This window comes from Sphingomonas adhaesiva (assembly GCF_036946305.1).
In the GTDB taxonomy this organism is placed as follows: Bacteria; Pseudomonadota; Alphaproteobacteria; order Sphingomonadales; family Sphingomonadaceae; genus Sphingomonas; species Sphingomonas adhaesiva_B.
The window spans coordinates 70,482-84,749 of the sequence record NZ_JAQIJJ010000011.1 but is presented as its reverse complement, the minus strand read 5'-3'; the positions used below and the strand labels follow the sequence as shown (position 1 = coordinate 84,749).

Annotated in this window: 7 protein-coding genes and 1 pseudogene; 7 read left to right on the top strand and 1 reads right to left on the bottom strand. The window is 72.3% G+C overall.

The features are described from left to right. Positions 1-1,739, bottom strand: a 1,739-nt coding sequence (locus PGN14_RS16415; RefSeq protein ID WP_335300655.1) for a CRISPR-associated endonuclease Cas3'', incomplete at its 3' end; no start/stop codon positions are given. Between the two features lie 51 nt (positions 1,740-1,790). Between PGN14_RS16415 and PGN14_RS16410 the strand changes: the two are divergent. The 7 genes and pseudogenes from PGN14_RS16410 to PGN14_RS16380 form a co-directional block, all read left to right on the top strand. Then, positions 1,791-2,723 (top strand): annotated as a pseudogene (locus PGN14_RS16410) (SNF2-related protein); the annotation flags it as partial. A gap of 712 nt (positions 2,724-3,435) precedes the next feature. After that, a complete protein-coding gene (locus PGN14_RS16405) occupies positions 3,436-4,017 on the top strand; it encodes a helicase-related protein (protein WP_335300659.1) in 582 nt (193 codons plus the stop codon). Positions 4,018-4,824: 807 nt separating this feature from the next. After that, positions 4,825-5,055 carry a hypothetical protein gene (locus tag PGN14_RS16400; protein WP_335300654.1) on the top strand — a complete coding sequence of 77 codons (231 nt, stop codon included), beginning with the start codon at positions 4,825-4,827 and terminating at the stop codon, positions 5,053-5,055. Continuing rightward, positions 5,052-5,906, top strand: a complete 855-nt coding sequence (locus PGN14_RS16395; protein WP_335300653.1) for a hypothetical protein — start codon at positions 5,052-5,054, stop codon at positions 5,904-5,906. Before PGN14_RS16400 ends, PGN14_RS16395 begins: the two co-directional genes overlap by 4 nt. Positions 5,907-5,938: 32 nt before the next feature. Then, complete coding sequence (locus tag PGN14_RS16390) at positions 5,939-8,884, top strand: Eco57I restriction-modification methylase domain-containing protein (protein WP_335300652.1); 2,946 nt, start codon at positions 5,939-5,941, stop codon at positions 8,882-8,884. Next, positions 8,884-12,333, top strand: coding sequence for a DISARM system helicase DrmA (gene drmA, locus PGN14_RS16385; RefSeq protein WP_335300651.1), 3,450 nt, complete (start codon positions 8,884-8,886; stop codon positions 12,331-12,333). Before PGN14_RS16390 ends, drmA begins: the two co-directional genes overlap by 1 nt. Continuing rightward, positions 12,330-14,198, top strand: coding sequence for a DUF1998 domain-containing protein (locus PGN14_RS16380; RefSeq protein WP_335300650.1), 1,869 nt, complete (start codon positions 12,330-12,332; stop codon positions 14,196-14,198). Before drmA ends, PGN14_RS16380 begins: the two co-directional genes overlap by 4 nt. Positions 14,199-14,268: the final 70 nt, after the last annotated feature.

The window sequence follows — 14,268 nt, the reverse complement described above, 5'->3', positions numbered from 1 at the left end:
TTGCGATCGTCGGGCGCGAACCGCCCGTGATGCACCGTGGCGACACCCTCCACCGTGAAGGCCAGTTCCGGTGCGGTCGCCGCCACCGCGCGCGCCACCGCCACCGCGCCGTCGACGGTATTGCGCACCACCAGCACCGACGCGCCCGCACGCGCCGCCGCGACCGCGCGCGCCGCGATCGCCCCGGCATCGTCGATCGCTCCCGATACCTCGATCGTCACCCGCTTGATGGCCGACGAACCGACCGCGGCGCGCGGTGGCGCGTCGACTCCCGACACCGCAGGATAAGGCGCGGCCTCCGCCTCGGCCTGCGTCGGCAATGGTTTGCCCATGAACCGCGCACGCGCCTCCCCACCCAAGGTCGCGGACAGCAGCAGCGCGCGCCCGCCGACCGCAACATGATGCTCCAGCAGCCGCCCCAGCAGCCCCGTCATATACGCGTCGGAGGCATGGACCTCGTCCACCACCAGCAGGCTGCGCGCGAGCACGCCGGCGCGGAACAGCGCATGCTTGACCGGCAGCGTGCCGAGCAGCGCCTGATCGATCGTCCCCACCGCGACCCGTGCCGCCAGAAAGCGATTGGCCCGCTCCGCCGCCCAGCGTTCGTCGTCCGCGGCGCCCGGCTCCCCCTTGTCCCAACGCACGCGATAGCCGGGCAGCGCCTGCCCCTCCGCATCGCCCACGCGCCGATAACCCGGTATCGCCAGCACCGCGCGCGGGCCGCCCGATCCCCACACGTCCTGCAACATCTTGTCGACCCGCGCGTGCAACTGCACCGCCGCGGCGCGCGTCGGCAGCGCGAAGAACAGCCCATCCACCTCCTCGCGCCGCCGCAACTCCAGCCAGCGCCACAGCGCAGCCTCGGTCTTGCCCGATCCCGTCTCCGCCTCGATCAGCGCGATCGCGCCCAGATCGGCGGCCGCGGCATCCTGCTGAAATCCGTAGGGCACGTTGCCGAACGCCGCGACGAAATCAGCATCGGGCGTCGTCAGCGGCTGAAGGCCCCGCGCTGCCGCAGCGGCCATCGCCTCGTCCTGCCGCAGGGCGTCGCGCGCGGCCCCGTGCGGCCCCGCGATCGGGAAGCGCCGCTCATCCGATCCCAGCCAGTCGGCCAGCGTCACCAGTCCTTCAAACAGCGCGACGAAGCGCGGCGCATCGGGCAGCGGCGGGCCATCCTCCCACGCCAGCGGCCAGCGCGCACGCGCCGCCTCGATCAGCGGCATTACGTCTTCGGCCGGATCGTGGCCGTCCTTGGGCCACCAATGATCGACGAGGCCGATCCAGGCGCGGTTCTGATGCTCCGCATCGCGATAGAATGCCTGCAACGGTCGGCCATGATGCGCCATCACCGCCGCGAAATGCTCCCGCGCATCCCATGCCGCGATCATCGCGTGCAGCGCGCTCGCCGCCGCGCCGGTGCGCAGCGTCGAATGGTTCAGCAGCGCCGCCACCGGCGCGGTGTGGCCGACGATCGGGCGCACCTTGTCATCGTACCGCGCCTGGAACCCGCGATTGGCCTTGCCCAAATCGTGCAGCGCCACCAGCACGGTCAGCCGCGCGATGTCCTGATCGGTCAGCGCGCGCCCCGCCGCCGTGGTCAGCACCGCCCGCCATGCGGGAACGATCGCGGAAAACGCCGCGCCGACATCCAGACAATGGTCGACCAGCGGCAGCGCCGCAGTCACCCGCTTCTCCCCGTCCCGCGCCAATTTCGCCCATGGCGACCGTTCGTCCATCATATGTCTCCCCTCCTGCCCACCTAACAGCATCCGCGCCCGCGCGTCCGCAAGATGACACCAAAGCGGATGAAACCCTCGTTGGCGCCCCGCCCCCCGCCCCGCACTGTCGCGCGCATGACCGATGCGCCGCCGCGCCACGCCCCTTCGTCCCGCACCCCCGGCGTCGGCCAGTTCGTGTCGCTGCGCGCCGGCTGTGGATGGTCGAGGCGGAGCCGGACGGTCCGCTCGCCGGCCACCGCCTCGCGTGCATCGACGACGATGCCAGCGGCGAGGATGCGCAGTGTGCTGTGGAGCGCGGAGGTGGATGCGCGGCTCCACGACGAGGAAGCCTGGGCCTCGCTGGGGCATGAGGGCGGGGATGCGGCGACCTTCTCCGCTTATCTGCGCACCGTGCGCTGGCGCACCGCCACCGCGGCGGAACGCGACCTCTTCCAGGCGCCGTTCCGTGCCGGCATCCGGCTCGATCCCTATCAGTTGCTGCCGCTGCGCAAGGCGTTGCGGCTGCCGCGCGTCAACCTGCTGATCGCGGACGACGTCGGGCTGGGCAAGACGGTGGAGGCGGGGCTGGTGCTGCGCGAGCTGCTGCTGCGCCGCCGCGTCGACTATACCGTCGTCGTCGCCCCGCCGGCGATGACCATGCAATGGCGCGAGGAATTACAGACCAAGTTCGGCCTGTCGTTCGAGATCGTCGATGCGCGCCATCTGGAGGCGCTGCGCCGCCGTCGCGGCTATGGCGCCAATCCCTGGGCGGCGGGATCGCGCTTCATCCTGTCGCATCGTCTGCTCGGCGAGGAAGCCTATGTCGCGGGCTTGCGCGACGTGCTGGAGGATTTTCGCGCCCGCTCGCTCCTGATCCTCGACGAGGCGCATCACGCCGCCCCCGCCGGCAGCGGGCGCTATGCGATCGAAAGCCAGTTCACCCGCGCGCTGCGCGACCTGTCGGAGCGGTTCGAGCACCGGCTATTCCTGTCCGCCACGCCGCACAACGGCCATGCCAACAGCTTCGCGACCTTGCTGGAGCTGCTCGATCCGCAGCGCTTCACGCGCGGCGTGCCGGTGCGCCCGGCCGATCTCGACCCGGTGATGGTGCGGCGGCTGAAGAGCGACCTGCGCGCGCTGGGCGAGGCATTCCCCGAGCGCATCGTCACGCCGATCGTGATCGACGACCTGCCGTCGGACGCCTCCGAGCTGTCGCTCGCCGCGATGCTCGCCGAGTATCGTGCATTACGCGAACAGCGCATCGCCGCGCTGCCGGGCGCGCAGGCGGCGCGCGCGCGGCTCGCCTTCGTCGGGTTGCAGCAGCGGTTGCTGTCGTCGGTGGCCGCGTTCGCGCGGACGCTGCGGGTCCATCTCGCCGGGCTCGACCGCGCCTTGGCGGGCGACGCGACGCAGGGCGCGCCGACTGCCGCCGACACCGACACGCCGGATCGCGCCGAGGACGAGGATGCCGCGCTCGACCTGCTCGACCGTGCCGATGCCGCGGACGCGGAAGCCGCCGCCATCGCCGGCAGCGCCGGATCGTCGCACGCACAGCTTGCCGAGGAACGCGCCTATGCCGCCGCGATGCTCGCCGTGGCGGAGGCTGCGCGCACCGCCCCCGATGCGCGCGTGCGCTGGATCCTCGAATGGGCGCACACGCACCTGCTCGACACGGATGGGCGCTGGGGCAACCGGCGCCTGATCCTGTTCACCGAATATGAGGATACGCGCCGCTGGCTCCAGCGGCAGCTGGCGGTGCTGCTCGACCCCCGCCGACGCGCACGAGGCGCGGCGCATCGACACCTTCACCGGCGTCACCTCGGCCGAACGGCGCGAGGCGATCAAGCGCGCCTTCAACGACCCCGCCGATCCGCTGCGCATCCTGATCTGCACCGATGCCGCGCGCGAGGGGATCAACCTCCAGGCGCAATGCCACGACCTGATCCACGTCGACCTGCCGTGGAATCCGTCGCGGCTGGAGCAGCGCAACGGGCGCGTCGACCGCAAGCTGCAACCGCATCACCACCGTCACCTGCCGCTATTTCGTCTATGCGCAGCGGCCCGAGGACGTCGTGCTCGACGCGCTGGTGCGCAAGACCGAGCTGATCCGGCAGCAACTGGGCTCCGCAGGCGAGGTGCTGGGCGCGCGAATCGCCGACCGGCTGGGCGGCGGCGGGATCGACCGCCGCGCCGCGCGCGACCTCGCCGACCGCATCCGCGACGAGGCCGCGGACGAGCGCGTCCGCGCCGCGATCCGCGACCTCGACGATTGGCGAAGAGGCGCGGCGCGCGCGGCTGAAGCGCGAGCAGGACGATCTGACCGTCATGCTGGAAAAGGCGCGTGCGCGGGTCGGGGTCGATCCGGGCGAGCTGCAATCGGTGGTCGGGCTCGCCCTGTCGCGCGCGGTGGCGCGTGGGACGGCACCGCGGCGGTGGGCGAGACGCCGGTCTTCGCGCTCGATCAGGATGCGCTGGCCGCCGATCCCAGCTGGCAGCCTCTGCTTGACGACTTGCGCGCGCGGCCCGCGCGTGCCGGCGAGCGCCCCGCGGAATGGCGCGCGAGCAGCGACGCCGCGGTGCGCCGCATCAGCTTCGCGCCCGCGATCCTGCCCGACGGGCGCGACGCGGGCGATGTCGTGCAGCTCCACCTCGAACACCGGCTGGTACGCCGGCTGCTCGGCCGCTTCCTCTCGGCCGGGTTCCGGCAGGGGCTGGCGCGCGCCTGCGTCATCCGCACCGCCGCCGCCACGGTCCCGCGCGTCGTCCTGCTCGGACGGCTGGCGCTGTACGGCGACGGCGCGGCACGGCTGCACGAGGAGGTGTTGAGCGTCGCCGCCGACTGGCGCGAGACGGGCGCGTTGCGCGCGCTGGCCGAAGGACGCGAGGCGGAAACGCGCGTGCTGGAGGAACTGATCGACGCGCTGCGCACCGCCCCGGATGCCGATGCGGACACCGCGCATCGCGCCACCGTGGCCGCCACCCGCGATGTCGCGGACCTGCGCCCCGTGCTGGAGGAACGCGCCGCCGCCCGTGCGGAACGGGTCGCGGGCGAACTCGACCGCCGCGCCGCCGCGGAAGCGCGCGGGCTGGAAACGCTGCTGGAGCAATGCATCGCACGCATCTGCGCGAACGCGGCAGCGACGATGCGCAACTGTCGCTGCTGCTCGATCCCGCCGAGGCACGGCAGCGCGCCGCCGATCGCCGCTCATGGGAGCGCGCCGCCACCCGCCTCGACGACGAACTGGTGCGCGAGCCCGAACGGCTGCGCGCCGCCGCCCGCATTCGCGCGCGCCGGCTGGAACCGATCGGCCTCGTCTATCTCTGGCCCGCCGCATGAGCGCGCCGCTGCCGCCGGGCCGTCACGACTGGATCGGCTATCTCCAGCCGGTCGGGCTGGTCGTCGCCCCGGCCGCGCTGTCGCGGATCGGGCTGTGGCCCTCGCCGCAGGGCGCCGCCGACAGTCTCGCGGTCGCCACTGCGCTGGCCGGGTTCGCGGACGATGCCTGGCCCTTCTTCTGCGACGTGCTCGGCTGGTCCGCGACGCGCGTCGCCGGCGCACCGGGCGGCCCGGCGCTGCCCGACACGCTGCGGCTGACGCTGCGCGAGCAGGAGACGCTGCTGGAGCCGCATTGGGCGGTGACCGGCGCGGACGGCACGCCGCAACTGCTGGTTCGGATCGAGGCGCACGACCTGGTCCTCGACCGCCGCGGCACGCTCGACGGCTGGGAGGCGACCGCGCAGCAGCGGTTCGAACGGCTGCTGCGCGAAACCGGCGTGCTGGCCGGCGTGATCGTCGGCGCGCGCGAGACCGGGCGCAACGACGGCGCCGCGATCGAACCGGTGCTGCGACTGGTCGTCGCGCCGCGCGGCGAGGTGTCGGGGCACATGACCTGGCCGCTCGCCGCGCTGGCCGAGGTCGGCGGGCGCGGGATGCTCGCCGGGCTGAAGCTGCTGCTGGATGCGCATGCGCTGTTCACCGGCCCGCCCTCGCACCGCCTGCCCGCGGTGCTGGCGGAGAGCCGCGCCGCGCAGGCGGACGTGTCGACGCGGCTCGCCGGACAGGTGCTCGCCAGCCTGCACGAACTGTTGCGCGGCTGGACGCGGCCGATGGCGCGCGCATCCGCACGCTGGCCGCGACGCGTCCGCAGCACCTGTACGAAGGGCTGCTCACCGTCCTGCTGCGGCTGATCTTCATCCTCTATGCGGAAGATCGCGGGCTGATGCCGTCCGCGCCGGGCGCCGCCGCCGCGACGCTCTACGAACAGGGCTATGCGCTGGGCGGGCTCCACCTGCGGCTGCGCGACGATGCCGCGCTCTATCCGGATACGATGGACGAGCGGCGCGGCGCCTGGGGCCGGTTGATCGCGCTGTTCCGGCTGGTCGATCGCGGCCATCCCTCGGGCTTCATGCAGGCGCGCGGCGGCAAGCTGTTCAGCGAGCCGGCCTTTCCCTTCCTGCTGGGACAGGATGCGCCGGACGATGAGGCACGCGTGCTGCCGGTCGGCGACGGCTGCGTGCTGCGCATCCTCGACAACCTGCTGATGCTGGGCGGGGAGCGGATCGCCTATCGCTCGCTCAGCGTCGAACAGATCGGCTCGGTCTATGAAACCGTGATGGGCTTTACGGTGGAGGGCGCGCCCGGCCCGATGCTCGCGATCCGCGCCGGCAAGAACAATCGCGTGCCGGTGTGGATCGCGCTCGATACGCTCGCCGCGGCGGGCGAACGCGAGAAGCTGCTGAAGGCATGGACCGGGCGCGGCACCTTCCCCGCCGCGGTATCGCGCGCGCTGCGTTCGGCACAGGGGGTGGAGGCGCTGGCCGCGGCGCTGGCGCCGGTGGCAGATGCGCGCGCCTCCCCGCGCGGCCAGCCGGTGGCGGCAGGCACCCCGATCCTGCAACCCAATGACGAACGCCGCCGCACCGGCAGCCACTATACGCCGCCCTCGCTGACCCGCCCGATCGTCGCGCACGCGCTTGCCCCCGCCTTCGCGCGGATCGGTGAGGACGCGCGGCCCGCCGACGTGCTGGACCTCAAGGTATGGCGACCCGCCGCCGGCTCGGGCGCGTTCCTGGTCGAGGCGTGCCGCCAGCTGGGCGAGCGGCTGGTCACCGCCTGGACGCGCTGGCCGGCGCAGCGCCCTACGATCCCGGCGGACGAGGACGAACTGCTCCACGCCAAGCGGCTGGTGGCGCAGCATTGCCTGCGCGGGGTCGACCGCAACCCGCTCGCGATCGATCTCGCCAAGCTGTCGCTGTGGCTGGAGACGCTGGCCAGCGCGCACGAATTCACCTTCCTCGACGCGGTATTGCGCCACGGCGACAGCCTGGTCGGGCTGCCCAATCCGAAGATCGTCGCGGTCACCTGGGGCAAGGTGTCGGGGCAGCACAGCTTCGTCGAGGCGATCGTGCGCGAGGGGATCGACGCCGCGGCGGAGTTGCGCCGCCTGATGCGAAGCGAGGCGGAGATCGCCAGCTACGCCGCGCAGGAACGCCGCCACCGCGCCGCCAGCGTGGCGCTGGAGCGCGCGCATCTGGTCGCCGACGCGATCCTCCATTCCTTCTTCACCGGCACCGGCGCGCGCGACCGCGACGCACGGCTGGCGGAGGTGCAGCAATGCGTGCTCGCCCCCAATGCCGCCAGTTGGGCGCGGCTGGCGGCATGGCGCGACGACCTGCGCGCGCCGCCGATCGGCATCGCCAGCTTCCACTGGGAGCTGGAGTTCGACGACGTCTTCACCCGCGCCAACCCTGGCTTCGACGCGATCATCGGCAACCCGCCGTTCGCGGGCAAGAACACGATCGCCGCCGGGAACGCCCCCGCCTATCCCGACTGGCTGAAGGCGCTGCACCCCGGCGCGCATGGCAATGCGGATCTGGTCGCGCACTTCTTCCGCCGCGCGTTCAGCCTGCTGCGCCGCGGCGGCGCCTTCGGCCTGATCGCCACCAACACCATCCGCCAGGGCGACACGCGCGACACCGGCCTCACGCGCATCCTCGCCGAGGGCGGCACGATCTACCGCGCCGTCAGCCGCCACCGCTGGGAGGGCGAGGCGGCTGTGGTGGTGGCACAGGTCTTCGTCTGTCGTGGAGAGAGCGGCATGACGCCGATGCTGGACGACCGCCCGGTACGACGAATCTCAGCCTATCTGATGGAGGGCGATCTGGACGGATCGCCAGAGCGACTCCGTGAGAATGCCAGACGATCATCCGAGGGGGTCAAGGTCTATGGAGGCGGTTTTCTCTTCAGCCGGGATAAGCCCTTCAGCAACGACAACACCATGATCGCCTTGGACACACTACTTAAACGCGAGCCGGATGCGCGGGAGGTTATTCGCGTGTTTCTGGGCGGAGAGGAACTGGTCAACGATCCCGCGCATCGCGCCAGCAGGCGAGCGATCGATTTCGGTGCCTTCCCGCTCGACACCGTCCGGGCGCGCTGGCCGGAAACGCTCGCGATCGTGGAACGCCATGTCAAACCGTATCGCGATACGATTAGCGACGAGGCGGCACGGCGTGACTGGTGGCTTTTCCAGCGACGACGGGAAGAACTGATCCGCGTCTTCCGCGCGCGGCCTTACGGTCTCGCGATCGGCGTGACCTCGCCGCATCTGTCAGTCGCCCGGGTGCGCAGCGAAATGCTCCTGTCGAACACGGCGATCATGATTGCTTTGGAAGGCTACGGCGCCCTCGCCACACTGCAATCGCGCGTCCACGAAGTGTGGACCCGTTTCTTCGCCTCCACTCTTGAGGATCGCCTCCGCTACACCCCATCTGACTGTTTCGAGACGTTCCCGCTGCCGCCCGGCTACGCCACCGATCCCGCACTCGACGCCGCCGGGCGCGCCTATCACGACCACCGCGCCGCGCTGATGGTCGCGCGTGATGAGGGGATGACGCCGACCTACAACCGCTTCCACCGCGCGACCGACACCGACGACGATATCGCGATGCTTCGCCATCTGCATGAGCGGATCGATCACGCCGTGCTCGCCGCCTACGGCTGGGACGATCTCGCGCGCGCGGCACATGCCGTCTTCCTCGACGTCGAAAGCGAGGACGACCACCGCTATCAGGGCCGCCTGTTCTGGCCCGCGCCGTTCCGCGACGCGGTGCTCGCGCGGCTGCTGCGGCTCAACGAGGAACGCGCGACGATGGAGCGGATGTGATGACGGCGGCAGGGGTACGCGCGGACATGGTGCGGCGGTTGCGCCGCAACCTGATCGGGTCGAGCGAGGTGGAGGATGCCGACCTCGCCACCGAGCGGCTGCCCGCGGGCGAAAGCCCGTCGCGCTGGTATCTCGCCGGCTTCATCGCGCCGTCGGGCGAACTGACCACCGAACCGGAGATGGCCGTCGATGCCGAGCCGGACGAGGCCGACGCCTTCCTGCCGGAATATGACGGCTTCGGCGCGGGCGGGGCGGCGGGCGATCATGACGAACCCGATCCCCCGGCGGCACGGCGGCGCTTCCTGCCCAGCACGATCGGCATGTCGACGATGGTCGCGGCGGAGGTGCGCACGCTGGAGGTGACGCTCGACTGGGGCGATTACGTGCCCGAGCCGCCGCTGCCGCCCGAGGTGCTCGACGGCGGCGGTGATGCGCGCGGCACCGCCGTCTCGTGGCGCCGCGTGCCATGCCGGCATACGGCCACCCTGCCCATTCCGCGCGAGGATGAGGGGATCACGCATCTGCCGCTGCCCGGCACCGCCGCCACCGCGCGCGCGGGCGGCGCGCTGGAACTGGCGATCCGCGCGCGTCCCTTCGCGCTGCACCTGGCGAATGGCGAGGAGCGTGCGGTGCAGGTCGTCACCGTCTTCCTGGTCAACAAGCGGCTGGAGCCGCCCGCGCCCTATCGTGACCTTGCCTATGCCTATCAGGTGCGGCTGGAGCTGGCCTGTGCGCAGGGCTTCGTCGCGCAGCACGATCTGTCGCGCGTCGCGCGCGACGATTGGGACGATCAGCTCGCCGACCTCCATTATCGCGACAGCGCGGCCTATGCCGCCGGGCTGGGATGCGCCTCCGGCCATGTCGTCGACGACGATGGCGTGGTGCGGCGCGTCCACACCACGCACCTGCCGCGTGCCGCGGTGGAGCGGACCGTTGCCGCCGCGGTGCCCGATGTCGTGTTCGACATGGACCGACTGGCGGACCTCGCGAACCGCGATGGCGCGGCGCTCGCCACCGCGCTGGCGCCGCTGACCGCCGCTTATGCCGACTGGTCGGCGCGACAGCAGGCCGCGGCACAGGCGCCCGACATCGCCACTGCGCCGCAACGCGCGCGCACGGCCGCCACGCTGATCGCCGCACAGGAACAGGCGCAGCACCGGATCGCGGCGGGAATCGCGCTGCTGCGCGACGATGCGCAGGTGCGCATCGCCTTCGCCATCGCCAACCGCGCCGTCGCCGACGCCACCCGCGCACGCCGCCCCGGCGACACGACGCCGACGTGGCGCCCGTTCCAGCTCGCCTTCATCCTCATCAACCTGTCGGGCATGGCCGATCCCTGCCACCCCGATCGCGACACCGCCGACCTGCTGTTCTTTCCCACCGGCGGCGGCAAGACAGAGGCGTATCTGGGCCTTGCCGCGTTCACGATCGCGCTGCGCCGGTTGCGCGGCGACGGCCTGCTCGGCGCGGGCGTGTCGGTCGTGATGCGCTATACGTTGCGGCTGCTGACGCTCGACCAGCTCGGCCGCGCCGCCGGACTGGTATGCGCGCTGGAGCTGCTGCGCACCGGCCCCGACTATCGCGACGCCGCCGGGCGTCCGCGGCTGGGCGAATGGCCGATCGAGATCGGGCTGTGGGTCGGCTCCGACGCCAGCCCCAACCGGCTGGGCGGCAAGGGCGACCGTGCGGACGGCACCGCGGTGAAGCGCGTGCGCGCCTATAGCACCGGGCGCGATCCGCGCGCGCCCGCTCCGATCAAGGCGTGCCCGTGGTGCGGCACCGCCTTCACCCCGCACAGCTTCCGCTGCGTGCCCAACGCCGACGCGCCGACCAATCTGGAGCTGCGCTGCGTCAACCTCGCCTGCCCCTTCACCGGCGACCGCGCGCTGCCGGTGGTGACGGTGGACGAGGCGATCTATCGCCGCCTGCCCGCGTTCCTGATCGCCACCGTCGACAAGTTCGCCGCACTTCCCTGGGTCGGCGCGGCCGGCGCCTTCTTCGGCCAGGTCGACCGCGCCGACGACGCCGGCTTCTACGGCGCGGCGACGCCCGGCCGGGGCCGCGCGCTCGACGGCGGACACCGGCTCGCGCCGCCCGATCTGGTGGTGCAGGACGAGCTGCACCTCATCTCCGGCCCGCTCGGCACCGTCGCCGGGCTGTACGAGGCCGCGATCGACCGGCTCGCGACCCGCATGATCGACGGCCGGCGCGTCCGGCCGAAGATCGTCGCCTCCACCGCCACCGTGCGGCGCGCGCGCGACCAGATCCGCGCGCTGTTCGACCGCCACGATACGCATATCTTCCCCCCGCCGGGCATCGACCGCCGCGACAGCTTCTTCGCGCTCACCCGTGTGGAGAGCGATGCCGATCCCGCGCGCTGGTATGTCGGGCTGGCGGCGGCGGGGCGCGGGCCGAAGCTGGTGTTCCTCCAGGCGCTGGTGACGCTGCTGGGCGCGGCGCAGGGGCTGGCGGATGAGGGCGGCGATGCCGACGCCTATCTGACCGCGCTGTGCTATTTCAACGCGTTGCGCGAACTGGGCGGCGCACGGCGCATCGTGGAGGACGAGGTCGCCGCGCGCCTCGCCCGCTATGGCGAGCGCCGACGCCGGCTGGAGCCGCCCGACCATCCGTTCGGCGACCGCGTGCTGCGCGAGCCGGTCGAGCTGACCTCGCGCGTCTCCACCGATCAGGTCGCCGCGGCGAAGCGCCGGCTGGAGACCGGCTTCGGCGCGGGCGACGCGGTCGATGTCGCGCTGGCGACCAACATGATCTCGGTCGGCCTCGACATCGATCGGCTGGGCCTGATGCTGGTGCAGGGCCAGCCCAAGACCGCGGCCGAATATATCCAGGCGACCAGCCGCGTCGGGCGCAACCCGGCGCGCCCCGGGCTGGTCGTCGTCATCCTCAACGTCCATCGCCCGCGCGATCGTATGCATTTCGAGCAATTCGGCCATTTCCACGACACCTTCTATCGCGCGGTGGAGGCGACCAGCGTCACCCCCTGGTCGCCGCGCGCGCTGGACCGCGCGCTGGCCGCGGTGGTGGTGGCGATCGCGCGCCACCTCGACCCTGCGCTGACCGCGTCCGGCGCGGTCACTGCACTCGCCACCGCACCCGCCACCCGCGCCGCGGTGGTGCAGCATCTGGTCGACCGCGCGCCCGCCGGGATCGAGGGCGGGCGCGACCGTCTCGCCGCCACGATCGAGGGATTGCTCGACGACTGGGTCGCGATCGCCGCCGAACGGACCGCCGCCGGCCTGCGCTTCAGCTATGAGGACCGGCCGCAGCGGCTGCTGCATCCGCCGCTCGACCCCGCGCTCGACAATCTGTCGCCCGCCCATCGCCGCTTCCAGGCCGGGTGGAGCATGCGCGACGTCGAACCCGGCGTGCTGGTCAAGCCGCGCGGCCCCGAGGGCGAACGCGTCAGCGGCGCAGGAGACATGTCATGACCGCCAAGCGCATCACGCTGCGCCAGTCGCAGCTCGTCATCGGCTTCGGCCCCGGCGCGATGGTCGACCTGCCGACGCGATCGGTGGTGATCGGCGGCCTCGACCTGTGGCACATGCGCGAGCGCGACAGCTGGCGCACCGTCCCCGAACCGCGCGCGGTCGCGGTGCTGGAGACGCTGCTGCGCGCCGGCGGGCGGCTGGCGGACGATGCGCGGCTGACGCTGCGCACGCCGCCGATGCACGACGAGGCGCGCAGCGGCACCGGCGAACCGCCCGGCGTGGAGGCGCGCATCTTCCCCGCCTGGTTCGTTGCGCGCGAGGCGGAGGAGAGCGGCGACGTGCGCCGCCGCCGGCTGGTCCGCTGGCGCGACCTCGACCCGCGCGGACGCACCGATCTGGTTGATGACGACGGCCGCCGCATCCCCGTCACCCCGATCCGCTTCGTCGCGGGGTGCCGCAAGGGGCACCTTCAGGACATCGACTGGGCCTATGCGGTCCATATCGGCAGCGGCACCACGGACCGCTGCGCGCAGCCGTTGTGGCTGGAGGAACGCGGCACCTCGGGCGATCCCGCCTCCACCCGCGTCGTGTGCGGGTGTGGCGCCGCGCTGTCGCTGCGCGATGCGCAGGCGGACGGCCGCTTCGGCAAGTGCGGCGGGCGCCGGCCATGGCTGCGCACGCCCGAACCCGGCGGCTGCGACGAGAATCTGCGCTTCCTCAACCGCACCGCCACCAACGCCTATTTCCCGCAGGTGCTGACGGTCATCTCGCTCCCCGCCGCGGAGGACGACCTGACCCGGCTGGTCGAGGCGCATATGGACGCGATCGACTGGATCACGACCGAGGCCGAGATGGCGATGGCGCGGCGCGCCAACCCCGCGCTGCGCGCCGCGCTCGACGGGTGGAGCGATGCCGATGTCGTCGCGCGCATCGCGCAGCTCAACGCCACCGGACAGCAGACGCTGGCAAGGGCACCCAAGGTCGCCGAGTTCGACCTGCTCACCTCCGGGCTGCCGGAGATCGGCGCCGCCACCCCCGATGCCCGCCTCCACGCGCGCACGCTGAGCCGCGAGCAATGGGATGGCGACCGCCCGCGCCTCGCCCCGATCGCCTCCGCGGTGGCGGTCCATCGATTGTGCGAGGTCGCCTGCCTCTACGGCTTCACCCGGTTCGAGGCCGCGCCGACCGCGATCGACGGCGATCTGGAGGAATTGTATCTCGCGGTGGAGGGCGCCGCGCTCGCCACCGACCTCGAATGGCTGCCCGCGGTGGAGCAGCGCGGCGAGGGCATCTTCCTGCGCTTCGACGCCGCCGCGATCCGCGCCTGGCTGATGCGCCCCGCAGTGGCCGCGCGCGGCGAGCGGCTGTATAGCGGCTGGGACCGCTGGCGCGCCAGCCAGCCGTTCGGCGACCGCCTCCAATTCCCCCGCCTCGCTTATTACGCCATCCACGGCTTCAGCCACGCGCTGATGAACGAGATCGCGCTCGATTGCGGCTATCCCGCCACCGCGCTGAAGGAGCGGCTCTACGCGATCGTTGATGACGATGGCGAACGGTTCGGGCTGCTGCTCTACACCGCCTCTACGGGATCGCAGGGGACGCTGGGCGGGCTGGTCGCGGTGCTGCCGCGGCTGGGCGCGATCGCCGAACGCGCGCTCGACCGCCTCGCCTTGTGCAGCGGCGACCCGATCTGCGCCGAACACGATCCCGATACCCATGCCGACGAACGCGCGCTGAGCGGTGCGGCCTGCCACAGCTGCCTGCTGGTGGCGGAAACCTCGTGCGAGTCGCGCAACCTATACCTCGACCGCGCGCTCACCGTGGCGACGGTGGTGGCGGGCGGGACGGCGTTGTTCGACGGATGATCCGGAACGGACGAATGGTACGCCAGCGCGCTTGACCGGCGCGCCGGACTGTCCTTCCATGCGGACCCGG

What these genes read in the sequence shown, in the direction of transcription:
- PGN14_RS16405 (WP_335300659.1), top strand. Translation starts at nt 3,436, where the DNA reads ATGAGGATACGCGCCGCTGGCTCCAGCGGCAGCTGGCGGTGCTGCTCG.
- PGN14_RS16400 (WP_335300654.1), top strand. Translation starts at nt 4,825, where the DNA reads ATGCATCGCACGCATCTGCGCGAACGCGGCAGCGACGATGCGCAACTG.
- PGN14_RS16395 (WP_335300653.1), top strand. Translation starts at nt 5,052, where the DNA reads ATGAGCGCGCCGCTGCCGCCGGGCCGTCACGACTGGATCGGCTATCTC.
- PGN14_RS16390 (WP_335300652.1), top strand. Translation starts at nt 5,939, where the DNA reads ATGCCGTCCGCGCCGGGCGCCGCCGCCGCGACGCTCTACGAACAGGGC.
- drmA (WP_335300651.1), top strand. Translation starts at nt 8,884, where the DNA reads ATGACGGCGGCAGGGGTACGCGCGGACATGGTGCGGCGGTTGCGCCGC.
- PGN14_RS16380 (WP_335300650.1), top strand. Translation starts at nt 12,330, where the DNA reads ATGACCGCCAAGCGCATCACGCTGCGCCAGTCGCAGCTCGTCATCGGC.